The sequence below is a fragment of the Streptomyces sp. RLA131 genome (genome assembly GCF_056270125.1).
Map to the genome: position 1 here is coordinate 4,982,972 of NZ_JBWDOQ010000002.1, position 25,774 is coordinate 5,008,745.

The following is a 25,774-nucleotide window of genomic DNA, read 5'->3' on the forward strand; positions in this document are numbered from 1 at the left end:
GCCGAAGGCTGGGGGAGGGCGGGGTTCTGGACGCTCCGCGTATTTGTGTGCGGGATGCCGGGTCACTCACGCACCGACCCGTCACGCACGTAAATATGTCGGTCCAGGACCCCACCCCGGAGGTCCCGGACCGTACCCACCGCGCTGCCGGTCACCGGTTACCGGCCCGCGAGTGCGCCGAGCAGGCGGTCGACGTCGGCGCCGGTGTTGTAGAGGTGGAACGACGCGCGCAGGTGTCCGGCCCTCGCGGCGACCTGGATGCCGGCGGCACCCAGGGCCGGCACCGCCTCGGCCAGGCCGGGTACCGAGACGACGGCGGAGGGGGCGGCGCCCGGGGGGACCGCTTTGTGGCCCAGGTCGGCGACGCCGGCCCGGAAGCGCTCGGCGAGTGCCAGGTCGTGGTCGTGGACGGCGGTCACGCCGAGCCGTTCGACCAGCGCCAGCGACTCCGCCCCGGCGATGTACGGCAGGAACGGCGGGGCGACGTCGAAGCGGCGGGCGGACCGGGCGAGCTCCCGTACGGGGCCGTAGCACTCGCCCCACGGGTCCTCCGCCGCGAACCAGCCGGCGAAGTGCGGGGAGACCCCGTCCTCGGCGCCCTCGCGGACCGTCAGGAAGGAGACGCCGCGCGGGCAGAGCAGCCACTTGTAGGCGCCGCAGACCAGGTAGTCGTAGCCGTCCGCGTCCAGCGGGAGCCAGCCGACGGACTGGGTGGCGTCTACCAGCACCCGGGAACCGTGCCGCCGGGCGGCCTCGCGCACCGAGGCCAGGTCGGCGACCCGCCCGTCGGCGGACTGGACGCTGCTGACGGCGACCAGGCCGGTGCCCGGCCGGACGGCGTCCGCGACGCCGTCCAGGGGCACGGTGCGCAGGGTGATGTCGGGCCGGCTGGCGAAGGGGTTGACCACCGAGCTGAAGTCACCCTCGGCGACCACCACCTCGGCCCCGGCCGGCAGCGCGGCCGCGATCATCCCGACATGCGTGGTGACGGTGGCCCCGACGGCCACCCGGTCGGCGGTGACCCCGGTGAGCCGGGCGTACGTGGCGCGCGCCCGCGCGACGGCGGCCTCGCTGTCGGCGAAGGTGGCCGTTCCGTCGGCCCAGGCGCCGGTGGCGGCCCGCAGGGCGTCGGCGGCGCTGCGCGGGCCGATCCCGGCCGAGGCCGTGTTCAGGTAGACGGCCGTGCGCGGTACGTACTCCGCGCGCACCGTGAGGTCGAAGGGCTCGGACGAGGGCTCGGACGTCTCGGGGCTCCCCATGGGTTCCATGGCTCACGAGCCTGGACCCGGCGCGCCGCCGCGTCCAGGTCGCGGGTCGCCCCGCGGCCGCGACCGCGCTGCGGCGGCCGACGAGGCACGGGTACGTCCCGGCCCCGCCGCCCGTCTCAGGCGAAACGTTTCCTCAGTTGGTGTGAACGCTCATGACACGGTTGCGCGACCGGCCCATCATCTCCTCGCGCTCGTCCTCGGTCAGTCCGCCCCACACTCCGTAGGGCTCGCGGACAGCCAGTGCATGCGTCGCGCACTCGGCGCGTACGGGGCAGCGCATGCACACCTCCTTCGCCGCTGCTTCACGCGCGCTCCGGGCTGCGCCGCGCTCGCCCTCGGGGTGGAAGAACAGGGAACTGTCGACGCCACGACAGGCGGCGACCAGCTGCCAGTCCCAGAGGTCGGCGTTTGGGCCCGGGAGGCGGGAGAAGTCTGCCATTGCTCATCTCCTCAAGAGGTGGGCTTCAGGGGACGGTGCCCTCGACCGTACATCTACCATCGAAGTAGATGTAAATATGATTCATCACAAGAACGCCAGCAAACTCCCGCCATGCGGGTAAAAAGCCTCCAAACAGGCAAAAACTGACATTGCACCCCGGTCGGCGGGGGCGGTGTCCTGCAAGTGGATGCGCGAAGTGTGCGCTTTTGTTCCCTGTCGCACCCCTGTGACCTGCGATGTCGCTGCTCCGTGTCCGGGCGGCCACACAGGGCGTGCGAGACCTCCGCCAAACTCCGTAACTCTTTCGAGTGAGGGTCGTTGAACGTGCGGAAGTGGTTGGCGCTGGAACTATTCGGGCAGGCGCCCGAGGCCGTCAGCCCCACCGGTGACGATTTCGTACAGCCTGGAGGCTCAACGTGACGCGGATCAGCTGCGGAGGACGGTCATGACTTCCGTCCTCGTCTGCGACGACTCCCCGCTTGCCCGAGAGGCCCTGCGCCGCGCGGTGGCGACCGTGCCCGGCGTCGAGCGTGTAACGACCGCGGCCAACGGCGAGGAAGTCCTCCGCCGCTGGGGCGCCGACCGCTCGGACCTCATTCTCATGGACGTCCGGATGCCGGGCCTCGGCGGCGTGGAGACGGTGCGCCGGCTGCTGTCCGCGGACCCCGGCGCCCGCATCATCATGCTCACTGTCGCCGAGGACCTGGACGGGGTCGCCCTCGCGGTGGCCGCCGGTGCCCGGGGCTATCTGCACAAGGACGCCTCGCGCGCCGAACTGCGGGCCACGGTCACCCAGGCCCTTGCCGACCCGACCTGGCGGCTCGCCCCGCGCCGGCTGCGCTCGGCCGAGATGGGCGCGGCGCCCACGCTGACCGCCCGCGAGATCCAGGTGCTGGAGGGCATGAGTCACGGCCGCTCCAACGCGGAGATCGGCCGTGAGCTGTTCCTCTCCGAGGACACGGTCAAGACGCACGCCCGGCGACTGTTCAAGAAACTCGGCGCGTCGGACCGGGCACACGCCGTCGCCCTCGGCTTCCGCTGGGGCCTCGTCCGCTAGGCCGGCCCGGGGCGGTGACCGCGTTGGTTTCACCGGGTCGCGCGGGCGAAGGCCGGACGGACCCGGTGAGCGACTGCGGCCACCGCACTGGCCGGCCCGGCCGGTCATGGCTGTGCGCCGGCTGTGGGGTCGCTCCGCTCGTACCGGTTTCCGGAGCGAGGACGCATGCTTGAGGTATGGGACTCATCGGGGACAGACAAGCGGAGCGGCGTACAGCGCCTTCCCCTAAGGGCGGTGGCCGGGTGGCGGGTGGGAGGTTCGGGTTTTGCGTGAGCGGGTGCATGACATGACGGCAACCGGCGCGATCTCTCATAACGCTTCGGGGCAGAAGTCGGGGCGCGATGCGACGGATCGTCCGGCGGCGAGGCACTATGGACGGATGCGCGACGAGGCGATCGGAAACGAATCTGGCATTGGCGCCCTCGTCCGTCGCGCCGTCGAGGGCGACGAGCAGGCGACGCACGATCTGCTGGTCCATGTGCACCCGCTGGCCGAGCGGTACTGCCGCACCCGGCTGTCCCGGCTTCCCGGCGACGCGCGCCATTTCGTGGACGACCTCGCACAGGAGGTCTGCCTCGCGGTGCTGTGCGCGCTGCCCCGGTACCGGGACCAGGGCCGGCCCTTCGAGGCGTTCGTCTTCGGGATCGCCGCCCACAAGGTCGCCGATCTCCAGCGGGCCGCGATGCGCGGCCCCGGCAGCACGGCCGTCCCGTCCGACGAGATGCCCGAGCAGCCCGACGACTCCCTCGGCCCCGAGGAACGGGCGCTGCTCAGCAGTGACGCCGAATGGGCCAAGCAACTCCTCGCCAACCTCCCCGAGCACCAGCGCGAGCTGGTCCTGCTGCGGGTGGCGGTCGGGCTGAGCGCCGAGGAGACCGGCCAGAAACTCGGCATGTCGCCCGGGGCCGTACGGGTGGCGCAGCACCGCGCGCTCAGCAGGCTGCGGGCGCTGGCCGAGGAGACCACACAGGCAACCGCGCCGCTGGATGTGGACGGGCCCAAGGGCCTGAGCGCCTGAGCGCCTGACGCCCGCCGGTGGATTCGCCCGACCGGCGTGTCCCGCCGGGCCCAGTACCATGGGACATCTCGCCGGGCAAGACCATGGAGAAGGTGTCATGACGCTGAACGCCGACGGAGTAGCCGAGAAATTCGGGCTGCTCGGACTCACCTACGACGACGTGCTGCTTCTGCCGGGCGCGTCCGATGTGCTGCCGAACCAGGTCGACACCTCGTCCAGGGTCTCCCGCAACGTCCGGGTCAACATCCCGCTGCTGTCCGCCGCCATGGACAAGGTCACCGAGGCCCGGATGGCGATCGCCATGGCCCGTCAGGGCGGCGTGGGCGTCCTGCACCGCAATCTGTCCGTCGAGGACCAGGTCAACCAGGTGGACCTGGTCAAGCGCTCCGAGTCCGGCATGGTCACCGACCCGATCACGGTCCACCCCGACGCCACGCTGGCCGACGCGGACGCGCTCTGCGCGAAGTTCCGGATCAGCGGTGTCCCGGTCACGGACGCCTCCGGCAAGCTGCTCGGCATCGTCACCAACCGCGACATGGCGTTCGAGACCGACCACTCGCGTCAGGTCCGCGAGGTCATGACCCCGATGCCGCTGGTGACCGGGAAGGTCGGCATCTCCGGCGTCGAGGCGATGGGGCTGCTGCGCAAGCACAAGATCGAGAAGCTGCCGCTGGTCGACGAGCAGGGCCGCCTCAAGGGTCTGATCACGGTCAAGGACTTCACCAAGGCCGAGAAGTACCCCCACGCCGCCAAGGACGCCGAGGGCCGCCTGCTGGTGGGTGCGGCCGTGGGTGCCAGCCCCGAGGCGCTGGAGCGGGCCCAGGCACTGGTCGGGGCCGGGGTCGACTTCATCATCGTCGACACCTCGCACGGTCACAACAGCAATGTGCTGAGCTGGATCTCCAAGATCAAGTCCAGTGTGTCGGTGGATGTCATCGGCGGCAACGTCGCCACCCGGGACGGCGCCCAGGCGCTCATCGACGCCGGTGTCGACGGCGTCAAGGTCGGGGTGGGCCCCGGCTCCATCTGTACGACCCGGGTCGTGGCGGGCGTGGGCGCCCCCCAGGTCACCGCGATCTACGAGGCCGCGCTGGCCGCCCAGGCCGCCGGTGTGCCGATCATCGGCGACGGCGGTCTGCAGTACTCCGGCGACATCGGCAAGGCGCTGGCGGCGGGCGCCAGCACGGTCATGCTCGGCAGCCTGCTCGCGGGCTGCGAGGAGTCGCCGGGCGAGCTGATGTTCATCAACGGCAAGCAGTTCAAGTCGTACCGCGGCATGGGTTCGCTCGGCGCGATGCAGTCCCGCGGCCAGAGCACGTCCTTCTCCAAGGACCGCTACTTCCAGGCCGAGGTCTCCTCCGACGACAAGCTCGTCCCCGAGGGTATCGAGGGCCAGGTCCCCTACCGGGGCCCGCTCGGCACGGTGCTGCACCAGCTGGTCGGCGGCCTGCGGCAGACCATGGGGTATGTGGGCGCCGCCACCATCGACGAGATGGAGTCGAAGGGCCGCTTCGTGCGGATCACCGCGGCCGGGCTCAAGGAGTCACACCCGCACGACATCCAGATGACCGTCGAGGCCCCCAACTACCAGGCCCGCTGACCCGCACGGCACAGCCCGCGGCCCAGGGCCTCGCACCTACGGTCGCGGGCTCCCGCCTGTCGGCCCTGGGATAATGGGCTCGGCAAGCCACGAAGGAAAGGCCACACACGTGACTGAGATCGAGATCGGGCGGGGCAAGCGAGGCCGCAGGGCCTACGCATTCGACGACATCGCCGTCGTGCCGAGCCGGCGCACCCGCGATCCGAAGGAGGTCTCGATCGCCTGGCAGATCGACGCCTACCGCTTCGAGCTGCCGTTCCTGGCGGCGCCGATGGACTCCGTCGTCTCGCCCGAGACGGCGATCCGGATCGGCAACCTGGGCGGCCTCGGCGTACTCAACCTCGAAGGCCTCTGGACCCGGTACGAGGACCCCGAGCCGCTGCTCGCGGAGATCGCCGAGCTGGACGACGGGGCCGCGACCCAGCGGCTGCAGGAGATCTACGCGGAGCCGATCAAGGAGGAGCTGATCGGCCAGCGGATCAAGGAGGTGCGTGACGCGGGTGTGGTCACGGCCGCCGCGCTCTCGCCGCAGCGCACCGCGCAGTTCAGCAAGGCCGTGGTCGACGCGGGCGTGGACCTGTTCATCATCCGCGGCACGACGGTCTCCGCCGAGCACGTGTCGGGTTCGCACGAGCCGCTGAACCTCAAGCAGTTCATCTACGAGCTCGACGTTCCGGTCATCGTCGGCGGCTGCGCCACGTACACCGCCGCGCTGCACCTGATGCGCACGGGCGCGGCCGGCGTCCTGGTGGGCTTCGGCGGCGGCGCGGCGCACACCACCCGCAACGTGCTGGGCATCCAGGTACCGATGGCGACCGCGGTGGCCGATGTGGCGGCCGCGCGCCGGGACTACATGGACGAGTCGGGCGGCCGCTATGTGCACGTCATCGCCGACGGCGGGTTCGGGGCCAGCGGCGATCTGCCCAAGGCCGTCGCCTGCGGTGCGGACGCCGTGATGATGGGCTCTCCGCTGGCCCGCGCCACCGACGCGCCGGGGCGGGGCTTCCACTGGGGCATGGAGGCCGTCAACACCGAACTGCCGCGCGGCAAGCGGATGAACCTCGGTACGGCGGGCACCACCGAGGAGATCCTGCTCGGTCCCTCGCACGCCCCCGACGGGTCGATGAACTTCTTCGGGGCGCTGCGCCGCTCGATGGCGACCACGGGTTACAGCGACCTCAAGGAGTTCCAGCGCGTCGAGGTGACGGTGTCTCCGACCCACCACCGCTGACCGCTGACCGCTGGTCCGCACGTATCAGGACAGCCGTCCGCAGGGCCCGGCCGCGCGTTTCGCGCGGCCGGGCCCTTTGGTTTGCCCGTACGTACGGGAACGGAAACCGGATCGCAACACGGGATCTTGGCCTTTATTTGTGGTCACAACCGCCCCAACCTGCGCAATAACGCTTTGGCAGCCCCTGACACTCTTGAATTACTCAGATAAGCTCACGACACTCGGCTGGTTGTTCGCACCGGGGTTCGGCTGAGCGGTCGTGGGGGCAGACGGGCGTATCGCCCGGGGGGTCAAGAGCAGATGAGTGCAGTTCAGCCTGCCCGCGCCGGGGGGCACCGGGCGCAGGGCCAGCCGTCGGCGAACCGCCGGCGGGCGTTGGACAAGTCGCGGATCCAGCAGCTGGGGCTGCTGCCCAAGCCGCCGTCGGACGGTGAGAAGTACTCGTACGCCCGCCGCTATCTGTGGGTGCTGACGATCAGTTCGGTGATCAGCTTCTGCTGTCTGGCCTTCAGCCAGTACAAGCTGGCGCAGTCCAACCCGCTGCTGTGGCTGTACGCGCCGCCGCTGGTCTTCACCGTCATCTACTACCTGATATCCCTCCGGGTGAACGGCTTCACCAGAGACTTCGACCTCAAGGCCCACAAGCAGCTGGTCCGTGACTGGCGGCCGCAGGCCTATCCCACGGTCGATGTCTTCCTGCCGGTGTGCGGCGAGCCGATCGAGGTGCTGCACAACACCTGGAGCCATGTGCGGGCGCTGGCCGACCGCTACCCGGGCCGCTGCGTGCCGTTCGTCCTCGACGACGGCGCGAGCCCGGAGCTGGCGGCGATGGCCGCCGACTTCGGCTTCCGTTACGGCACCCGCCCGAACCGGGGCTGGTTCAAGAAGGCCGGCAACCTGCACTTCGGCTTCGGCCAGTCCGACGGCAAGTACGTCCTCATCCTCGACGCCGACTTCACCCCGCGCGCCGACCTGCTGGAGGAACTGCTGCCGTACATGGAGACGGACGAGCGGGTCGGCATCGTCCAGTCCCCGCAGTACTTCCGCGTCCTGGACTCGCAGAACTGGATCGAGCGTGGCGCCGGCGCCGTACAGGAGCTGTTCTACCGCTCCGTACAGGTCTCCCGGCAGGGCAGCGACGGCGCGATCTGCGTCGGCAGCTGCGCGATCTACCGCCGCGCCGCCCTGGACAGCAACGGCGGCACCACCCTCATCGAGCACTCCGAGGACGTGCACACCGGCTTCGACCTGCGTGGCCTGGGGTGGGACCTGCGCTATGTGCCGATCGCGGTGTCGACCGGGGTCTGCCCGGACAGCGCGGGCGCGTTCTTCAACCAGCAGTACCGCTGGTGCTCGGGCTCGATGAGCCTGATGGGCAGCAAGAAGTTCTGGGACGCGCGGATCAGGTTCTCCAGCCGGCTGTGCTACCTCTCGGGCTTCTTCTACTACATCCACACCGCGCTGTTCACCTTCGCGGCGCCGGTCATCCCGATCGTGCTGCTGCTGGCCATGCCCGACAAGCTCAAGGTCGACCATCTGGTGATGGTGCTGCCCAGCATCATCTACACGGCCGTGATCTTCCCGCTGTGGCACAAGTCCCCGTACCGCCTGGAGGCCTGGGCCGCCCGGCTGATGTACGGCTGGGCGCACTTCTTCGCCATCTGGGACATCCTGCGCAAGCAGCGGATGGGCTGGCAGCCCACCGGTTCGTCCACCGCGAAGAAGAACAAGACCCGCCGCTTCTGGCTGGGCCTGTGGGTGTGGAGCGCCGGCACCGCCGTGGTGTGGGTGGGCGCCGCCGCGTGGCGGCTGCTGCACGGCTATCCGCCGGACTTCGCGCTGGTGCTGTCCTCCGGACTGTTCTACGCCCTCGTGGTCGCCCGCGTCCTGGTGCAGCCCCGTACGCAGGCGCTCCCCGAGCCCGTCCTGTGACCCGCCCCCACCCGGTACGCCACGCCGCCGTGGCGCTGCTCGCCGCCGTACTGCTGTCCCTGACCGCCTGTACGTCCGGACCGGCGGACTCCGCCGGCTCCGGCTCCGGCTCCGACGGGTCGTCGTCCTCGTCGGGCGGCGGGGACTCCGCCCAGCAGAAGCCGGCGTTCGACGTCACCCCGCTGATCCACCCGGACGGCAAGTACCTCGGGGTGGCCGTCAACGGCGCCCCCTCCTCGATGAACCCGGTGGACCACTTCGCCGACCTGATCGGCAAGCAGCCCAACATCATCGCCTCGTACTCGGCATGGGGCGACGGCTTCAACGTCCAGGGCGCCAAGAACGCCCTGCAGTCCGGTGCGCTGCTCTACGTCTCCTGGGAGCCCTTCAAGCCCTCCGTGGCGAAGATCGCCGACGGCTCGCAGGACGACTACATCCGCGACTTCGCGGACGGCGTGCGCGAGGCCAACACCCCGGTCGCGCTGAGCTTCGGGCACGAGATGAACGGCGGCTGGTACCCCTGGGGCACCAAGAAGACCAAGGCCGCCGACTTCGTGAAGGCCTGGCGGCACATCCACGACCTCTTCCAGGAGCGGGGCGCCACCAACGTCATCTGGACGTGGAGCCCCAACGTCATCAACCCGGTCCCGGCGGTGAAGCTCAAGCCCTACTGGCCGGGCGACGCCTATGTGGACTGGGTCGGACTGGTCGGCTACTGGACGGCCGGCGGAGCCCACACCTTCAGCACCCTCTACGGCCCGACCACCCGGCAGATCCGCGGCTTCACCAAGAAGCCGTTCCTCATCACCGAGACCTCCTCCGAGACCGGTGAACGGCGCCGGGCCGACGTACGGGGCCTCTTCAAGGGCGTCGAGGACGATCCGGATGTCCTCGGCTTCATCTGGTTCAACATCGCCAAGCGCGCCGACTGGCGTATCCAGGCCAGCCCGCTGGCCATGGCCGAGTTCAAACGGCTCGCCGCCGACAGCGACTTCGGCTTCGACGTACGGAAGCAATGATGGGATCCGGAATCAACGAGCAGCACCACGGCTACGGCCGGCAGGCCGACCAGCAGCACGAGTACCAGTACCCGTACTGGGAGTACGCCGGCGCCCCGGCCGCGGCCGACCCCGACCCCGGCCCCGGCCCCGGCCCCGAGCCGGAGCCCGAGACGCCCGGCTATGTCGTGCCCGAGGTCCCGGTCTCCGCCTGGGCGGTCGACACCCGGCGCGCCACCTGGATCAGCCGCGGTGTGCTGCTGTGCGTCCTGCTGGTGCAGGCCGGGCTCTCGCTGCGGCTGCGCGGACGTGCCTTCGGCGACGAGGCGCTGTACATCGCCTCCGGCCACTACCAGATCGGCCGGCTGCTCCACGGCACCCCGCCGCCCGCCGACTTCTCCGGCTACTTCTCCGGCCATCCGATGCTCTACCCGGTGCTGGCCGCCGCCGTCGACTCGGCCGGCGGGCTGGCCGCCGTCCGGCTGGTCAGCCTGGTCTTCACGCTCTGCACCACGGCGCTGCTGTACGGACTGACCGCCCGGCTGTTCAACCAGCGGGCCGGACTGGCCGCCGCCGCGCTCTTCTCGGTGCTGGAGTCCACCGTCTTCCTCGGCAACTTCGCGACCTTCGACGCGCTCGCGCTGTTCCTGCTGGCCTGCGCCGCCTGGATCGTCGTACGGACCGGGCGCTCGCACCCGGCCCTGGTGCTGCTCGCCGTGCCGGCCGCCGTACTGGCTCCGGCCGTCAAGTACGCCGCCGCGCTGTACCTGCCGTCGCTGCTGGTGCTCGCCGTGCTGTCGGCCTATCCGTACCGGGGTGCGCGGGCCGTGGCACGCGGGCTGCTGCTCGGCCTCGGGGTCGTGGTGGTGCTCGGCGCGGCCGGCTATCTGAGCGGCTCCCTCGACGGCGTCGGCTTCACCACGACCGGCCGGGCGCAGGGCACGGACACCGCGCTGTCGGTGTTCCGGCGCAGCGCCGAGTGGGGCGGGGTGATGCTGCTGGTCGCCGTCGGCGGGGCGATCGACTACATCCGGCGGGCCCGGATGGGCGAGATGCCGTGGGCGCTGGGCACCACCCCGGGCCGGGTGCGGCGGACCGCGCTCGGGCTGCTGATGTGCGGCACGGCGCTGCTGGCCCCGCTGTACCAGGCGCATCTGCACGACGACATCTCCCTGTTCAAGCACGTCGGGTTCGGGCTGTTCTTCGCCGCGCCGATGGCCGGGCTGGGCATCAACCGGCTGATGGGCGCGCACTTCCGCTACCCGCAGCTCGGCATCATGGTCTGGGTCGCCGCGCTGGTCACGGGCATGGCGCAGACACAGGCCCTCTACCATCCGCCGGACTCCGCGCGCATGGTCGCCGCGCTGCGCAAGGTGATCGCCCAGGACGGGAAGAACGGCACCTATCTCGCCGAGCAGTTCGAGATCCCGGCCTACTACCTGCGGGACGTCACCGGCTGGAAGCAGTGGCAGAGCACCTTCGCCATCGACTACACCGACAAGGACGGCGACCGCCACACCGGCAACGACGGTTTCAGGGCCGCCGTGCGCGAGGGCCACTTCGACGCGATCGTGCTCACCGGCAACGTCACCCCCGAGGCCGACCGGGCGATCACCGCCGCGCTGCGCGGCAACGCCAGGTACCGCCTGCGGACCGTGCTGCACTCCACCGACGACTACGGATCGACGACCTACCGGATCTGGGTGAAGCGATGACCGTCACCGACCGCGCCCCGGCCGCCGACTCGGGCCGGGGGGACACCGACGCCCCCGCCGACGGCGGGCGGCGCTCCCGGCGCCGGACCACCCACCACCCGGCGGGCACCGCACTGGTCTTCCTGCTGCCGGCCCTCGTCACCCTCGGGGTCGTCCTGCGCGGCATCGGCGACCGGCAGCTGTGGCGTGACGAGCACGCCACCTGGTGGGCCGCGTCGCTCTCCTTCGGGGATCTGGGCGCCCTCATCAAGAACATCGACGTGGTGCTGGCGCCGTACTACGTCGTCATGCACCTGTGGATCTCGGTGTTCGGCACCTCGCCGACCGCGCTGCGCATCCCGGCCGCCATCGCCATGGCCGTCGCGGCGGGCCTGCTGGGGCTTCTCGGCCGGCGGCTGTTCACGCCGCGGACCGGTCTGCTCGCCGGGCTGCTCTTCGCCGCCGTGCCGAGCGTCACCCGCTACGGGCAGGAGACCCGGCCGTACGCCTTCGCGGTGGCCTGCACCCTGCTGTCCACGCTGCTGCTGCTGCGCGTCCTGGACCGGCCGACCCTCAAGGGCTGGGCGCTGTACGCGGTGAGCCTGCCGCTGGTGGGCTACAGCCACCTGGTGTCGCTGTCGGTGCTGGCAGGGCACCTGGGCCTGGTCGTGCTGGCCAAGCGCGGCGGCGACCGGACGGCGCACTGGGCGTTCGCCGCGGCGGCGACCTTCGGGCTCTCCTTCGTCCTGCCGATGCTCGCCCAGGGGTCCGGGCAGAGCGGGCAGATCGCCTGGAACAACCCGACCTTCCAGGACCTGGTCGACCACCCGCAGGAGCTGTTCGGCTCCTGGGTGACCGGCGGTGCGGTGATGGTCCTCGGCCTTCTCGGCCTGCTGGCGGCCCGCAGGTACGCGGTGCTGCTGGCGCCCTGGGTGCTGCTGCCGCCGGTCCTGACCTATCTGACCTCGGCGCAGCTGCACCTCTTCCTGCCCCGCTATCTGCTGTTCACCGTCCCCGCCTGGCTGCTGCTGGCCGCGGCCGCCGTCACGCGCCTCGCCGGGCAGCTGACCGAGGCCGCCGCCGCGCGGAGCGGGGCCGGGCGCCGGGTGGTGGGCGCGGTGCTGGTGCTGGCTTCGGCCGCGGCGTTCGTGTGGGTGGCCCAGCCGGGCATCGCGCAGGCGCGCAGAAACGATTCGGCCGAGCCGGACTACCGCAAGGCGGCCCGTATCGTCACGGCCGGCCAGAAGGCGGGCGACGGCATCGCCTTCTCCGGGCAGAAGTCCGAACGCCGGGCGATGTCCTACGAACTGCGGGACGACGCCGGGCGGCCCGAGGACGTGCTGCTGTACCGGACGCCGCAGCAGTCCGGCAGCTTCGGCGGGGTGGAGTGCCCCCTGCCGGCGAAGTGCCTGGCCGGCACCGACCGGCTGTGGGTGGTCTCAACCTCGCAACTCGGCAAGCCCTTCGCCGACATGAGCGAGCGGACCACCGAGGTCCTGGACACGTACTTCAAGGTGGCCCGGATCCAGAACCTGACCAACGTCCGGGTCGTGCTGCTGGAACGCGTGAAGCAGACCAAGCACGCGAAGAAAGCCCAGTAAGGAGGCCGTCGCCTTGCGGCTCACTGTCATCGGCACCGGCTACCTCGGTGCCACCCATGCCGCCTGTATGGCGGAACTCGGACACGACGTGCTCGGGGTCGACGTCGATCCCGACAAGGTCGCCGCGCTGGGCGCGGGCCGGATGCCCTTCCACGAGCCCGGGCTCGGCGAGCTGCTGGCCCGGCACACCGCGTCCGGACGGCTGCGCTTCACCACCTCGTACGAGGAGGCAGCGGCCTTCGGCCGGGTGCACTTCGTGTGCGTCGGCACCCCGCAGCGCGAGGACTCCGGGGCGGCCGACCTGACCCATGTCGACGCCGCCTTCGACGCCCTGGCCGCACACCTGGGCCCGGACGCGCTGGTGGTCGGGAAGTCGACGGTGCCGGTGGGCACCGCGCGGCGGCTGGCCGGGCGGCTTCCGGCCGGGGCGGAACTGGCCTGGAACCCGGAGTTCCTGCGCGAGGGCTTCGCCGTACGGGACACCCTGACCCCGGACCGGCTGGTGCTGGGGGTCGAGAGCGCCTCTGCCGAAACGTTTCTGCGGGAGGTGTACGCGGCCGTGATCGAGGCCGGGACGCCGGTGGTGACGGCGGACTTCCCGACCGCCGAGCTGGTCAAGACCGCCGCGAACGCCTTCCTGGCCACCAAGATCTCCTTCATCAACGCCATGGCGGAGGTCTGCGAGGCCACCGGCGCAGACGTGTCCGTACTGGCCCGCGCCCTCGGCCACGACGACCGTATCGGCGCCCGCTTCCTGCGGGCCGGCGTCGGTTTCGGCGGGGGCTGCCTGCCCAAGGACATCCGCGCCTTCGCCGCCCGCGCCGACGAGCTGGGCACCGGTGAGTCGCTGGCCTTCCTGCGCGAGGTGGACGCGATCAACCTGCGGCGCCGGGGCCGCGTGGTCGACCTGGCGCGTGAGCTGTGCGGCGGTTCGTTCGCCGGCCGGCGGACAGCCGTACTGGGTGCCGCCTTCAAGCCCGACTCGGACGACATCCGCGACTCGCCGGCCCTCGACGTGGCCGCCCGGATGCATCTGGAGGGCGCCGAGGTCGCCGTCTACGATCCACAGGCCATGGACAACGCCCGCAAGGCCTACCCGGCGCTCGGGTACGCCGCATCCGCGCCGGACGCGGTCAGCGGGGCCGATGTCGTACTGCACCTGACCGAATGGCAGGAGTTCCGGGACCTGGACCCGGCGGCGCTCGCCGCCGACGTGGCCCGCACCGGCACCGCCCGGCCGCGGATCGTCGACGGCAGGGGGGTTCTCGACGAGAAGCGCTGGACGGCCGCCGGCTGGTCATTTCACGCACTGGGCAGGCCGCATACGCCGCCCCACCCGAACGAGGAGAGACAGTGAGCACACCGGAGACGGCGGCGCCGATTCCCGCGCCCTGGGGGGACGTACCGGTCACGGTCGTCATGCCGACCTACAACGAGGCGGCCAACCTGCCGCGCGTGGCCGAGGCGGTGCTCGGCCTCCCGCTGCCCGGCCTGCACCTGAAGATCGTCGACGACAACAGTCCCGACGGCACCGGGCGCATCGCCGAGGAGATCGCCGAGAAGGCCAACGCGCTCGGTGTGCGCCGGATGAGCGTCATGCACCGCACCAGCAAGGACGGCCTGGGCCGGGCCTACGCCGGCGGGATGACCGCCGCCGTCGAGGAGGGCGCCGACTACGTCGTCCAGATGGACGCCGACGGCAGCCATCCGGCCCATGTCGTCCCCCAGATGCTCGGCACCGCCCTGTCGACCGGGGCCGGCTTCGTCGTGGGCAGCCGCTATGTCGACGGCGGCTCGCTGGCCGAGGACTGGGGCCTGCACCGCCGCGTGCTGTCCAAGTGGGCCAACTTCTACGCCGGTACGGTCCTGTCCACCCGGATCCGCGACATCACCGCGGGCTTCAACCTCTGGGACGCGCGGACCCTGCGGGCCGTCGACCTGGCCAGCCTGGACAGCGCGGGCTACAGCTTCCAGGTCGAACTCAAGTTCAAGGCGACCCGGTTGGGACACAACGGCGTCGAGATCCCGATCCGCTTCGAGGAACGCACCGAGGGCGTCTCCAAGATGAGCCTGGGCACCCAGATCGAGTCCGCGATCGTGCCGTTGCGCCTGCGGCTGCGCAACCGCGGTTAGGCCCTGTCTGACAAATCCCGCCTGTCCCACGACGCTCCCCCAGCCCGCCGGCTGGGGGGCACCCCCACCCGGCGGTAGCCGGGGGAGCCGCGGGACCCGCCCTCCGGGCGGCCGGCGCCATGTGTCGGACAGGGCCTGGGCCGCGACCGCCGGGCCGGCTGGTCAGAGCCGGGCGGCGGCCCCCACCGGGGTCGCCCCCCGGGTGTCCAGCAGCAGCTGGGCCTTCACGGCCAGGCCCTGCAGGTCGTACGTACGGTGGTGCTGGAGCAGCACCGTCAGATCGGCGTCCGCCGCGGCCTCCCACAGCGAGTCGGCGCGCGGCACCGGACGGTCCAGGACGCGCCACTCGGGGGCGTACGGGTCGTGGTAGCGGATCTGGGCGCCCAGCTCGATCAGGCGGGTGGCGATCTCGCGGGCCGGGGCGCCCTCCTGGTCGGCGAGATCGGCCTTGTAGGTGACCCCGAGCAGCAGCACTCGGGCGCCGCGCAGCGACTTGCCGTGCTCGTTGAGCAGCGCGGCCGAGCGTTGCACGACATAGCGCGGCATACGGGTGTTGACCTCCTGGGCCAGCTCGACCATGCGCAGCGGGTGGCCGAGCACCCGCCCTTGGTACGACAGGTAGTTGGGGTCCAGCGGCACCCCGTGGCCGCCGACGCCGGGGCCGGGGCGGAAGGCGTGGAAGCCGTAGGGCTTGGTCTCGGCGCAGCGGATGACGTCCCAGATGTCGACGCCGACGTCGTGGCAGAAGACCGCCATCTCGTTGGCCAGGGCGATGTTGACGTGCCGGAAGTTGGTCTCCAGCAGCTTGACCGTCTCGGCCTCGCGCAGCCCCCGGGCCCGTACGACGCGCTCGGTGAAGCGCCCGTAGAAGGCGGCGGCGGCCTCGGTGCAGGCCGGGGTGAGGCCGCCGATGACCTTGGGGGTGTTGGCGAGGGTGAAGTCCCGGTTGCCCGGGTCGGCGCGGCCGGGGGAGTAGGCCAGGTGGAAGTCGCGGCCGGCGGTCCAGCCGGACTCCTCCAGGACGGGCCGCAGGAATTCCCCGGTGGTGCCGGGGTAGACCGCCGACTCCAGGACGACGGTGGTGTGCGGCCGCAACTGCCCGGCCAGGGTGCGCCCGGCGGCCGCCACGGCCCCCAGGTCGAGCACCCGGTCCTCGCCCAGCGGCGTCGGCACGCAGATCACGGCGGTGCGCACCCGGCCCAGCGCCACCGGGTCGGCGGTGGCCCGGAAGCCGCCGGCCAGCATGCGGCGTACGTCGGCGGCGGGCAGGGTGCCGGTGGGTACGCGGCCGGCGTTGACGGCGGCCACGGTGCGTTCGTCGGTGTCGTAGCCGATGACGCCGAGCCCGGCGGCGCTGGCCGCCTGTGCCAGGGGGAGTCCGGTGTGGCCGAGTCCGATGACAGCGAGGTCTGCGGGCATGAGGCGGGTCCCTCTCCGTACGCCGTGGGTACGCTCCTGCGCGATCCCGAATGGCTTCAAAACATGCTAACCAGACAGATAGGTGATATGACTACGCGCCGCGCCGATAAGAGGACATGCCGGACAGGCAAGGCTGGCCGTGTGCGCGCGGACGGGTGACTCTGGAAGGACGGGTCCCCACCACGGGAGGCATGCACATGCGTACGGCGACACTCGGACCGTCGGAACGAGCCGCCGCGCTCGCGCGGATGGCTGAACAGGAACTCGACATTCTCGTCGTCGGCGGTGGTGTCGTCGGGGCGGGCACCGCGCTCGACGCCGCCACCCGGGGGCTGTCCACCGGGATCGTGGAGGCCCGCGACTGGGCCTGCGGCACCTCCAGCCGCTCCAGCAAGCTCATCCACGGCGGTCTGCGCTATCTGGAGATGCTGGACTTCGCCCTGGTGCGGGAGGCGCTGAAGGAACGCGGCCTGCTCATCCAGCGGCTCGCCCCGCACCTGGTCAAGCCGGTGCCCTTCCTCTACCCGCTCCAGCACCGCGGCTGGGAGCGGCTGTACGCGGGCTCCGGGGTCGCCCTGTACGACACCATGGCCATGACCTCCGGCCACGGCGCCGGGCTCCCGCACCACCGGCACCTCTCCCGGCGGCACGCGCTGCGCATAGCCCCCGCCCTGCGCAAGGACGCCCTGGTCGGCGCCCTGCAGTACTACGACGCCCAGACGGACGACGCGCGGTTGGTCGCCACCCTGGTCAGGACGGCCGCCGCCTACGGCGCGCTGGCCGCCAACGGGGCACGCGTCGTCGGCTTCCTGCGGGAGGGCGAGCGGGTCGTCGGCGCCCGGGTGCGGGACGTCGAGGGCGACGGCGAGTACGAGGTCCGGGCCCGGCAGGTCGTCAACGCGACCGGGGTCTTCACGGACGACACCCAGGCGCTGATCGGCGAGCGCGGCCAGTTCCACGTCAGGGCCTCCAAGGGCATCCACCTGGTCGTCCCCAAGGACCGCATCCACTCCACGAGCGGGCTGATCCTGCGTACGGAGAAGAGCGTCCTGTTCGTCATCCCCTGGGGCCGCCACTGGATCGTCGGCACCACCGACACCGACTGGGACCTCGACAAGGCCCACCCGGCGGCGTCCAGCGCCGACATCGACTACCTGCTGGAGCACGTCAACACGGTGCTCGCGGTCCCCCTGACCCGCGACGACGTCGAGGGGGTCTACGCCGGGCTGCGGCCCCTGCTGGCCGGCGAGTCCGAGGCGACCAGCAAGCTGTCGCGCGAGCACACCGTCGCCCACCCGGTGCCCGGCCTGGTGGTGGTGGCCGGCGGCAAGTACACCACCTACCGCATCATGGCCAAGGACGCCGTCGACGAAGCCGTCCACGGCCTCGACCGCCGGGTGGCCCCCTGCTGCACGGAGGACGTGCCGCTGGCCGGCGCCGAGGGCTATCACGCCCTGTGGAACACCCGGGCCAGGATCGCGGCCGACTCCGGGCTGCACGTCGCCCGGATCGAGCACCTGCTCAACCGCTACGGCTCCCAGACGGAGGAGGTCCTCGCCCTGATCGCCGACGACCCCTCCCTCGGCGACCCGCTGGGCCACGCCGACGACTATCTGCGGGCCGAGATCGTCTACGCCGCCTCCCACGAGGGCGCCCGCCATCTCGACGACGTCCTCACCCGGCGGACCCGGATCTCCATCGAGACCTTCGACCGCGGCACCCGCAGCGCCCGGGAGGCCGCCGAACTGATGGCACCGGTGCTGGGCTGGGACAAGGAGCAGATCGAGAAGGAGGTCGAGCACTACGAGAAGCGCGTCGAGGCCGAACGCGAGTCCCAGCGCCAGCCGGACGACCTGACGGCCGACGCCGCGCGGCTGGGAGCCCCGGACATCGCCGCGCGCTAGCGCGGTGGCGGGTCGGTCCCCGATCGCCGTACCGGACGGCATGCCGTCCGGTACGGCGATCGGTACGGCGATCGGGGACGAGCACGGCCGAAGGCCGCGCGACCCGGGGGCCGGTTATCGTTCTGGCAGCACAGCGATGCAAGCCACGGAGGGGGCGCGGTGTCGGACGAGGGAAGGCTGGTGGCCGGGAGATACCGGCTGTTGGAGCGGATAGGGCGCGGCGGCATGGGCACCGTGTGGCGGGCGGTGGACGAGCTGCTGGGCCGCGAGGTCGCGGTCAAGAAGCTGCACGCCCCGCAGGCCCACCTGCACGAGGACGAGCTGGCGACCCTGTTCGAGCGCACCCGGCGTGAGGCCCGGGCGGCGGCCCGGATCACCCACCCCAACGTCGTCGTCGTCCATGACGTCGTGGACGACGAGGGCCTGCCGACCATCGTCATGGAGTACGTGCCGTCGACCACCCTCGGCGAGCTGATCAAGAAGCACGGCCCGGTCGCCCCCGCCGAGGCCGCCCGCATCGGACGCGGCATGATCGCCGCGCTGCGGGCCGCGCACGCCGCCGGGGTGCTGCACCGCGACGTCAAGCCCGGGAACGTCCTGCTGGGCACCGGGGGCGCTCCCCCAGCCTTCGGCCGGGGGCACCCCCACCCGACGGAGTCCGGGGGAGGCAGGGTCGTACTCACCGACTTCGGGATCGCGCAGGCCTCCGGCACCTCCACCCTCACCCGGACGGGCGAACTGATCGGGTCCATCGACTTCCTCGCCCCGGAGCGGCTGACCGGCGGCGCCCCGGGCCCCGGGGCGGACCTGTGGGCGCTGGGCGCGACGCTGTACCAGGCGGTGGAGGGCCGGTCGCCGTTCCGCCGGGACACCGCCATCGAGACCGCGTACGCGATCGCCACCGACGAGGTGCCCCCGGCCGGCAACGCCGGGCCGCTCGGGCCGGTGATCGCGGGGCTGCTGGTACGGGAGCCGGGGGAGCGGATGTCCGCCGAGGAGGCGGAGCGGCTGCTGCGGGGCCCGGCGTCGGAGCAGCCGACCGCCCCGGTGGACCGGTCCGGCCTGCCCCGGCCGGCGCAGGCCGGACCGGTCCGCACCGGCCCCACGACCGCCCTGCCGGGCCCCCCGCCCGGGACCGCCCTGCCGGGCCCCGCGCCCGGGACCGCCACCAGTGGCGGCCGCCGCCGCAAGCTGCTGCTCACCGCCCTGGTGGCCGTCGTGGCGATCGCGGGAAGCACGGCGTACCTGGTCACCCGCCCCGGCAGCGACACCGGCAGCGACACCGGCAGCGACACCGACGCGCACGGCGACCGCAGCGGCAAGGCCACCGGGACCGCCACCCCGAGCGTGTCCGAGTCCGCCCTGCCGGAGATCCCGGCCGGCTACCACCTCGTCGACGAGACCGACCACGGCTACTCCGTCCCCGTCCCCGACGGCTGGACCCGCCGGGCCGCGGCCAACGGTGACGTGGACTTCATCGACCCGACGCGGAAGGTCGACCTCAAGGTCAGCGCCATGGACTTCGCCGCGGCGAGCCCGCTCCAGGCCTGGAAGGACCTTGAGCCCGAGACGCACGAGCGGGTCGGTGACAGCTATGAGCGGCTGCGGATGAACGGCACGAGCTGGCGCGGCCGGCCCGCCGCCCTCTGGGAGTTCCGCTGGCAGGGCACCGCCCGCGTCTGGCACGCCGTGGACCTGGGTTTCGGCCAGGAGGGTGGCACCGCGTACGCGATCTATCTTTCCGCCCCCGACGAGCAATGGGCCACGTACAAACCGGTGTTCGACAACGCCGTCGCCGGACTGCGGCTCGCGGGGTGACCCGCCTGGCAGGGGGTGCGCAAGATCACCCCGCGGCGTCAGGGATGATGGAGCCCCATCCGAACGGCAGCGGGGGCAGAGGGAATTCATGGGCCAGGGGCAAGGCACGGACGGTGCCGCCGGCACCGACCGCACCGAGGGACGTCTGCTCGCCGACCGGTACCGGCTCGGTGAGGTCCTCGGCAAGGGCGGAATGGGCACGGTGTGGCGGGCCAGGGACGAGACCCTGGGCCGCAGCGTCGCCGTGAAGGAGCTGCGTTTTCCGCACAACATCGACGAGGACGACAAGCGACGCCTCGTCACCCGCACGCTCCGCGAGGCCAAGGCGACCGCCCGCATCCGCAACACCGGCGCGGTCACCGTCTTCGACGTCGTCGAGGAGGACGACCGGCCCTGGATCGTCATGGAACTGGTCGAGGGCCGTTCCCTGTCCGACGCGATCCGCGAGGACGGCCCGCTCACGCCGAAACGTGCCGCCGAGGTCGGCCTCACGGTTCTCGACGTGCTCAAGGCCGCCCACAAGGAGGGCATCCTCCACCGCGACGTCAAACCGTCCAACGTGCTCATCGCCGACGACGGCCGCGCCGTGCTGAGCGACTTCGGCATCGCGACGATCGACGGCGACCCCTCCGTCACCTCCACCGGCATGCTGGTCGGCGCGCCCTCGTACATCTCGCCGGAGCGCGCCCGCGGCCACAAGCCCGGCCCGCCCGCCGACCTGTGGTCGCTGGGCGCGCTGCTGTACGCCTGCGTGGAGGGCCGCCCGCCGTACGACCGCGGTTCGGCCATCGCCACCCTCACCGCGGTGATGACCGAGGAGCTGAAGGAGCCCCTGAACGCGGGCCCGCTCGCGGACGCCATCCACGGCCTGCTCATCAAGGACCCCGACCTCCGGCTCGACGACGAGGGCGTACGGCCGCTGCTCACCGCGGTCGTCAACGCCCCCGACGACGCCGTGGCCCCGCCGCCCGACGCCACCCGCGTCATCCCGCTGCCCCCCGACCCCCCCGACCCGCAGCCCACCCCCACCGACGCCCCGCCGGCCACCCGCAAGGCCGCCGCAGACCAGGCCCGGGTCCGCAGCGCGCTGCGCGCCGTACGCAAGACCAAGCCCGTCCCGGTCCAGGCGCCGGTCGCGGACGCCGCCACGCCCCCGACCGCCGCCATGGCCGCGGTGGCGGGGCCGGCGCCGCAGGACGGGCGGCGGAAGCGGGTGATGCTCATCGTCGCCACCGGGGTCGCCCTCGCCGTACTCGGCACGGTCATCGGCTTCTACGCCGCCGCCCGGACCGGCGACGACGGCAGCGGCGTCAAGAAGCCGTCCGACTCCAAGAACAGCGGCTCGGCCAGTCCGTCCGCCTCCACCAAGGCCTCCGAGAAGGCGGCGGCGAACGGCGGGACCACGGGCAAGGGGTCGTCCAAGAACGCGGCCGACGGGTCCGCGTCGTCATCGTCGTCCTCTTCTTCCTCGTCATCTGATTCGTCATCCGACTCGTCCTCCTCCGGCAGCAAGAACACCCTGGCCACGACGCGGTACACCGCGTCGCAGGGCTTCTCGATCGGTCTGCCCAAGGGCTGGAAGTACGCGAGCGTCAGCAGCGCCGGAGTCCGCTTCACCGGCCCCAACAGCCAGAAGCTGCTGGTGGGATGGACGACCACGCCCAAGGACGACCCGGTCGCCGACTGGAAGAAGCAGGAGGGGTACATGACCCGCACCGCGTACCAGCGGATCTCCATAAAGGCCGTCGGTTACCGGGGCTGGGACACCGCCGACTGGCAGTTCACCTACACAGAGGGCGGCACCCGCTATCACGTCGTCGACCGGGGTACCGTGGTCAACAGCGGCCTGGGCTACGGAATCATGTACACGGCCCCGGACGCGTACTGGGACGGCGCCACCTCCACCGCGACCCGCCGCGCGTTCTTCCGCACATTCAAGTCGGCGAACTGATTGAACCCAGCCAGGTGATGTGGCCCGAGCACGTATCGTGAATGCCTGCGGACAGAAAGCTCCGGTTCCGGACCGGATCTGACGCTTTGGGGAGGCGTCGTGGACGACTACGCGGGACGGGTACTCGCCGACCGCTACCGCCTGCCCCGGCCGCCCGCCGACGAGTTCGAGCTGGTCGAGACACGCGCCTTCGACACGTACAGCGGGCAGGAAGTGCTCGTCCGCCAGGTGTTACTGCCGGAGGTGGTGGGCGCCGAGCCCGGCGACGACGAGACGGGCGGCGACAGCGCGCACCGCGCGCTGGAGGCCGCCCGGGCGGCGGCCGCGATACCCGATCACCCGCGACTGGTGCAGGTCTTCGACATATTCGTGGACGGCGGCAGCCTCTGGGTCGTCAGTGAACTGGTCGCCGCCAGGCCGCTGGCCGCGCTCCTCGCCGACAAGCGGCTCAGCCCCTACCGGGCCGCCGAGGTCGCCTCCGACGTGCTCACCGGGCTGGGTGCGCTGCACACCCACGGCTGGACCCACCGCAACGTCACCGCCGGTACGGTCCTGGTCTGCGACGACGGCCGCGCCATGCTCTCCGGGCTGGCGGCCGGCGCCGCGCAGGAGGCCCTGTGCGGCTACAACCCGGTACCGCGGCACGTCCTGGCGGGGCCGCCCGGCGCCTCCGGCGACGAATGGGCGGGCCCGGACTCCGCGCTGGAGCTGGAGCGCGCCCGGCAGGCCCGGATCACCGTCGTCGGCGCCGTCACCGAGCGCTGGGCGCCCGAACAGGCCACCCCGGTCCACGAGAACTGGCAGCTCGCCCCGCCCGTCGGCCCCGCCGCCGATCTGTGGGCGCTCGGTTCGCTGCTCTTCCGCAGCGTCCAGGGCCATCCGCCCTTCCCCGAGGAGAACACCGCCGAGCTGGTCCAGCTCGTCTGCGCCGAACCGCCCGCCTACGCCGAGGAGTGCGGGCCGCTGCGGCCCATCGTGGAGTCCCTGCTCCGCCAGGACCCCTCCGAACGCCCCGGCTCCGAGGAACTGCGCGGCTGGCTGCGCTCCCTGATCCGCTCCGCCCCCGAACCCGATCTGGGCCTCCAGACCGTGCCGGTGCCCGCCGACGACCCGCACAAGCTGCCGATCGTACGGCGCCGGGGGGAGCTCGTCCGCAAGCGCAAACAGGCCGCGGACCCGGTCCCCGTCCACCCCTCCCACGGCCGCCACGCCCGCGCCAAGGACCGCAAGGGCTCCCGCGCCCCGCGCAGCCTCGGCCTCTCGCTGCTGGTCGGTGTCGTCCTGCTGCTGGTCGCGGCGGTGGCGTACGCCGTCCTGTTCATGCCCCGTACCGACGACACGAGCGGCTCCGCCGACACCTCGAACACGCTGCCCGCGCAGGTCTCCGACGGCAAACCGGAACCGTCGAAGTCCGCCGCCTCGCCCAACTCCCCGCAGTCCTCGGCGCCGGCCACCAGCAAGGCGCCCTCGCGTTCCGCGTCCCCGAGCGCCACCGAGAGCGATATCGGCAGCGACTTCAAACTCCGCGCGGACCCGGCCGGCTTCACCGTGGCCGTCCCCACCGGCTGGCAGCGGCACGGCGAGAACACCAAGGGCCAGATCCGTTACACCGGCGGCGACATGGAGCTCATCGTCGTCCCCGGCCGGGACTCCGTGGCCGACTTCGGTTCCGACCCGATCGCCTACCAGTCCGACGGCGAGGCGGAACTCAACGCCTTCCACTCCTCCGACTGGTCCTCCGCCTTCGGTGTCCGGCGCCTCGACCTCTCCGGCGGCATCTCCGCCGCCGAGGGCGAGTACACCTACCGCGAGTCCGGCGGCCGCGAGGTCTACGCCGCCAACCTCGTCATGCTCCGCGGCGGCAAGTACCACACGGTGCTGTTCATCGGCCCCACGGCACGGACCGCCGACCTCAAGCGGTACTTCGACAAGGCCTCCGGGACATACCGCACCTCCGGCTGACAGCCGTCCGAGCTGACCTGCGGAAATCCGCAGCGCGCCAGCGAACACTGGCGTAATTGTGCGCGCCGGGTGAAAACTGGCTACTGGTGGGTATGCAGGAGGTGGGCAACCGCCGTAACCTCACGTCATGACGGACTCACCTACTGGCGGTAACCCGGTCGCTCCCACGGGAACCCGGACCGCGGCCGATGTGGTCACCCCCGATCTGGTCGCCCGGCTCGCCCGCGGGGTGGTCGGCAGCGGACGGACGGTGAACCACACCCCGCTGACCGGGGAGAAGCTCGCGGACCTGCCCGAGGCGACCCCCGAGGACGTGGCGGCCGCCTACGAGCGGGCCAGGAAGGCCCAGAAGGAGTGGGCGGCGACGCCGGTCCGCCGGCGGGCGGCCGTGCTGCTGCGCTTCCACGACCTGCTGCTCGCCCGGCAGGCCGAGATCCTGGACCTGATCCAGCTGGAGACCGGCAAGGCCCGCCTCCACGCCCACGAAGAGGTCCAGCTGGTCGCCGTCACCGCCCGCCACTACGGCCGCAAGGCCCCCGCATACCTGCGGCGGCGCCGTCACACCGGCGCGATCCCGGTCCTCACCAAGGTCGCCGAACTGCGCCAGCCCAAGGGCACGGTCGGCTTCATCGTGCCCTGGAACTACCCCTTCGCGCTCGGCGCCGGTGACTCGCTGCCCGCCTTCGCCGCCGGCAACGCGGTGGTGATGAAGCCGGACACCCAGACCGCCCTGACCCTGCTGTGGGCCCGCGAGCAGCTGATCGAGGCCGGGCTGCCCGAGGACCTGTGGCAGATCGTGATCGGCGAGGGCCCGGTGGTCGGCCCGGCCGTCGTCGAACACGCGGACTACGTCTCCTTCACCGGCTCCAGCCGCACCGGCCGGGACGTCGCCCGCCGGGCCGCCGACCGGCTCGTCGGCTTCTCCCTCGAACTCGGCGGCAAGAACGCCATGCTCGTCCTGAAGGACGCCGACCTGGACAAGGCGGCCGAGGGCGCCGTACGGGCCTGTTTCGCCTCCGCCGGCCAGCTGTGCGAGTCGATGGAGCGGATCTACGTCCACCACCTGGTCGCCGACGACTTCCTCACCCGCTTCACCGCCCGCACCAAGGCCCTCAAGCTCGGCACCGGCCTGGCCTACGGCGCCGGAATGGGCTCGCTGGCCGGCACCCGCCAGCTGGAGACCGTGACCCGGCACGTGGACGAGGCGGTCGCCAAGGGCGCCACCGTCCTGGCCGGCGGCCGGGCCCGCCCGGACGTCGGCCCGTACTTCTACGAGCCGACCATCCTGGACGGCGTCGAGGCCCCGATGGCGGTCTGCGCCGAGGAGACCTTCGGCCCGGTCGTCTCCGTCTACCGCTTCCGTGACGAGGACGAGGCGGTCGACCGCGCCAACTCCACCCCGTACGGCCTCAACGCGGCGGTCTGGAGCAAGGACACCCGCCGCGCCGCGCGCCTGGCCGCCCGCCTCCGCTCCGGCACCGTCAACATCAACGAGGGCTACGCCTCCGCCTACGGCAGCGTGCAGGCGCCGCTCGGCGGCATGGGGGAGTCCGGCATCGGCCGCCGCAACGGTTCCGAGGGCATCCTCAAGTACACCGAGGCCCAGACGCTCGCCACCCAGCGGCTGCTGCCGATGGCCCCCTCGCTGGGCATGAGCGATGAGCAGTACGCGGCCTTCATGAGCCGCTCGCTGCGCGCGATGAAGGCCCTCCGTCTTCGCTGAACCAGCGCCCGTACCAGGAGGTTTCG

18 protein-coding genes are annotated in these 25,774 nt (G+C 71.9%); 15 read left to right on the forward strand and 3 right to left on the reverse strand.

Features of this window, described 5'->3' with window-relative positions:
- Positions 1 to 158: 158 nt before the first annotated feature.
- Together RWE79_RS23725 and RWE79_RS23730 are read right to left on the reverse strand one after the other, a co-directional pair.
- Positions 159 to 1,259, reverse strand: a complete 1,101-nt coding sequence (locus tag RWE79_RS23725; RefSeq protein WP_475946052.1) for an aminotransferase class V-fold PLP-dependent enzyme — start codon at positions 1,257 to 1,259, stop codon at positions 159 to 161.
- Between the two features lie 142 nt (positions 1,260 to 1,401).
- Positions 1,402 to 1,707 (reverse strand): WhiB family transcriptional regulator, encoded by a 306-nt coding sequence (locus tag RWE79_RS23730; RefSeq protein WP_475942066.1) that lies wholly within the window; start codon positions 1,705 to 1,707, stop codon positions 1,402 to 1,404.
- Positions 1,708 to 2,152: 445 nt separating this feature from the next.
- Between RWE79_RS23730 and RWE79_RS23735 the strand changes: the two genes are divergently transcribed.
- From RWE79_RS23735 to RWE79_RS23780, 10 genes are all read left to right on the forward strand, one after another.
- On the forward strand, positions 2,153 to 2,764 hold the full coding sequence (locus tag RWE79_RS23735; RefSeq protein ID WP_003948568.1) for a response regulator transcription factor: 612 nt from the start codon (positions 2,153 to 2,155) through the stop codon (positions 2,762 to 2,764).
- A 379-nt stretch (positions 2,765 to 3,143) separates the two neighbouring features.
- The gene (locus RWE79_RS23740) at positions 3,144 to 3,782 is read left to right on the forward strand and encodes a sigma-70 family RNA polymerase sigma factor (protein ID WP_475942067.1); all 639 of its coding nucleotides are present in this window, start codon (positions 3,144 to 3,146) and stop codon (positions 3,780 to 3,782) included.
- Positions 3,783 to 3,879: 97 nt separating this feature from the next.
- Positions 3,880 to 5,382, forward strand: a complete 1,503-nt coding sequence (gene guaB, locus RWE79_RS23745; protein ID WP_475942068.1) for an IMP dehydrogenase — start codon at positions 3,880 to 3,882, stop codon at positions 5,380 to 5,382.
- 109 nt (positions 5,383 to 5,491) lie between these two features.
- Positions 5,492 to 6,613, forward strand: coding sequence for a GuaB3 family IMP dehydrogenase-related protein (locus RWE79_RS23750; RefSeq protein ID WP_475942069.1), 1,122 nt, complete (start codon positions 5,492 to 5,494; stop codon positions 6,611 to 6,613).
- 300 nt (positions 6,614 to 6,913) lie between these two features.
- Positions 6,914 to 8,545 (forward strand): glycosyltransferase family 2 protein, encoded by a 1,632-nt coding sequence (locus RWE79_RS23755; protein WP_475942070.1) that lies wholly within the window; start codon positions 6,914 to 6,916, stop codon positions 8,543 to 8,545.
- A complete protein-coding gene (locus RWE79_RS23760; protein WP_475942071.1) occupies positions 8,542 to 9,564 on the forward strand; it encodes a glycoside hydrolase family 26 protein in 1,023 nt (340 codons plus the stop codon). The genes RWE79_RS23755 and RWE79_RS23760 overlap by 4 nt, the downstream gene beginning before the upstream one ends.
- Positions 9,564 to 11,258 (forward strand): ArnT family glycosyltransferase, encoded by a 1,695-nt coding sequence (locus tag RWE79_RS23765; RefSeq protein ID WP_475942072.1) that lies wholly within the window; start codon positions 9,564 to 9,566, stop codon positions 11,256 to 11,258. The genes RWE79_RS23760 and RWE79_RS23765 overlap by 1 nt, the downstream gene beginning before the upstream one ends.
- Positions 11,255 to 12,838, forward strand: a complete 1,584-nt coding sequence (locus RWE79_RS23770) for a glycosyltransferase family 39 protein (RefSeq protein WP_475942073.1) — start codon at positions 11,255 to 11,257, stop codon at positions 12,836 to 12,838. The genes RWE79_RS23765 and RWE79_RS23770 overlap by 4 nt, the downstream gene beginning before the upstream one ends.
- Before the next feature lie 13 nt (positions 12,839 to 12,851).
- Positions 12,852 to 14,195, forward strand: coding sequence for a UDP-glucose dehydrogenase family protein (locus tag RWE79_RS23775; RefSeq protein ID WP_475942074.1), 1,344 nt, complete (start codon positions 12,852 to 12,854; stop codon positions 14,193 to 14,195).
- 62 nt (positions 14,196 to 14,257) lie between these two features.
- On the forward strand, positions 14,258 to 14,971 hold the full coding sequence (locus RWE79_RS23780) for a polyprenol monophosphomannose synthase (protein ID WP_475946054.1): 714 nt from the start codon (positions 14,258 to 14,260) through the stop codon (positions 14,969 to 14,971).
- Positions 14,972 to 15,133: 162 nt separating this feature from the next.
- On the opposite strand, the gene RWE79_RS23785 is transcribed toward RWE79_RS23780, so the two are convergent.
- Positions 15,134 to 16,390 (reverse strand): nucleotide sugar dehydrogenase, encoded by a 1,257-nt coding sequence (locus RWE79_RS23785; RefSeq protein WP_475942075.1) that lies wholly within the window; start codon positions 16,388 to 16,390, stop codon positions 15,134 to 15,136.
- Positions 16,391 to 16,587: 197 nt separating this feature from the next.
- On the opposite strand from RWE79_RS23785, the gene RWE79_RS23790 reads away from it, so the two are divergent.
- The 5 genes from RWE79_RS23790 to RWE79_RS23810 all read left to right on the forward strand — a co-directional run bounded on the left by RWE79_RS23790 (position 16,588) and on the right by RWE79_RS23810 (position 25,748).
- A complete protein-coding gene (locus RWE79_RS23790; RefSeq protein WP_475942076.1) occupies positions 16,588 to 18,294 on the forward strand; it encodes a glycerol-3-phosphate dehydrogenase/oxidase in 1,707 nt (568 codons plus the stop codon).
- A gap of 159 nt (positions 18,295 to 18,453) precedes the next feature.
- Positions 18,454 to 20,112, forward strand: a complete 1,659-nt coding sequence (locus RWE79_RS23795; protein ID WP_475942077.1) for a serine/threonine-protein kinase — start codon at positions 18,454 to 18,456, stop codon at positions 20,110 to 20,112.
- Positions 20,113 to 20,200: 88 nt separating this feature from the next.
- Positions 20,201 to 22,063 carry a serine/threonine-protein kinase gene (locus tag RWE79_RS23800; protein ID WP_475942078.1) on the forward strand — a complete coding sequence of 621 codons (1,863 nt, stop codon included), beginning with the start codon at positions 20,201 to 20,203 and terminating at the stop codon, positions 22,061 to 22,063.
- A 99-nt stretch (positions 22,064 to 22,162) separates the two neighbouring features.
- Entirely contained in the window at positions 22,163 to 24,025 is a 1,863-nt protein-coding gene (locus RWE79_RS23805) for a protein kinase (RefSeq protein WP_475942079.1), read from the forward strand.
- Between the two features lie 127 nt (positions 24,026 to 24,152).
- Positions 24,153 to 25,748: a succinic semialdehyde dehydrogenase gene (locus RWE79_RS23810; protein WP_475942080.1), complete on the forward strand. Its 1,596-nt coding sequence runs from the start codon at positions 24,153 to 24,155 to the stop codon at positions 25,746 to 25,748.
- Positions 25,749 to 25,774 lie beyond the last annotated feature (26 nt).

What these genes read in the sequence shown, in the direction of transcription:
- RWE79_RS23725 (WP_475946052.1), bottom strand. Translation starts at nt 1,259, where the DNA reads ATGGGGAGCCCCGAGACGTCCGAGCCCTCGTCCGAGCCCTTCGACCTC.
- RWE79_RS23730 (WP_475942066.1), bottom strand. Translation starts at nt 1,707, where the DNA reads ATGGCAGACTTCTCCCGCCTCCCGGGCCCAAACGCCGACCTCTGGGAC.
- RWE79_RS23735 (WP_003948568.1), top strand. Translation starts at nt 2,153, where the DNA reads ATGACTTCCGTCCTCGTCTGCGACGACTCCCCGCTTGCCCGAGAGGCC.
- RWE79_RS23740 (WP_475942067.1), top strand. Translation starts at nt 3,144, where the DNA reads ATGCGCGACGAGGCGATCGGAAACGAATCTGGCATTGGCGCCCTCGTC.
- guaB (WP_475942068.1), top strand. Translation starts at nt 3,880, where the DNA reads ATGACGCTGAACGCCGACGGAGTAGCCGAGAAATTCGGGCTGCTCGGA.
- RWE79_RS23755 (WP_475942070.1), top strand. Translation starts at nt 6,914, where the DNA reads ATGAGTGCAGTTCAGCCTGCCCGCGCCGGGGGGCACCGGGCGCAGGGC.
- RWE79_RS23765 (WP_475942072.1), top strand. Translation starts at nt 9,564, where the DNA reads ATGGGATCCGGAATCAACGAGCAGCACCACGGCTACGGCCGGCAGGCC.
- RWE79_RS23770 (WP_475942073.1), top strand. Translation starts at nt 11,255, where the DNA reads ATGACCGTCACCGACCGCGCCCCGGCCGCCGACTCGGGCCGGGGGGAC.
- RWE79_RS23780 (WP_475946054.1), top strand. Translation starts at nt 14,258, where the DNA reads ATGCCGACCTACAACGAGGCGGCCAACCTGCCGCGCGTGGCCGAGGCG.
- RWE79_RS23785 (WP_475942075.1), bottom strand. Translation starts at nt 16,390, where the DNA reads ATGCCCGCAGACCTCGCTGTCATCGGACTCGGCCACACCGGACTCCCC.
- RWE79_RS23790 (WP_475942076.1), top strand. Translation starts at nt 16,588, where the DNA reads ATGCGTACGGCGACACTCGGACCGTCGGAACGAGCCGCCGCGCTCGCG.
- RWE79_RS23800 (WP_475942078.1), top strand. Translation starts at nt 20,201, where the DNA reads ATGGGCCAGGGGCAAGGCACGGACGGTGCCGCCGGCACCGACCGCACC.
- RWE79_RS23810 (WP_475942080.1), top strand. Translation starts at nt 24,153, where the DNA reads ATGACGGACTCACCTACTGGCGGTAACCCGGTCGCTCCCACGGGAACC.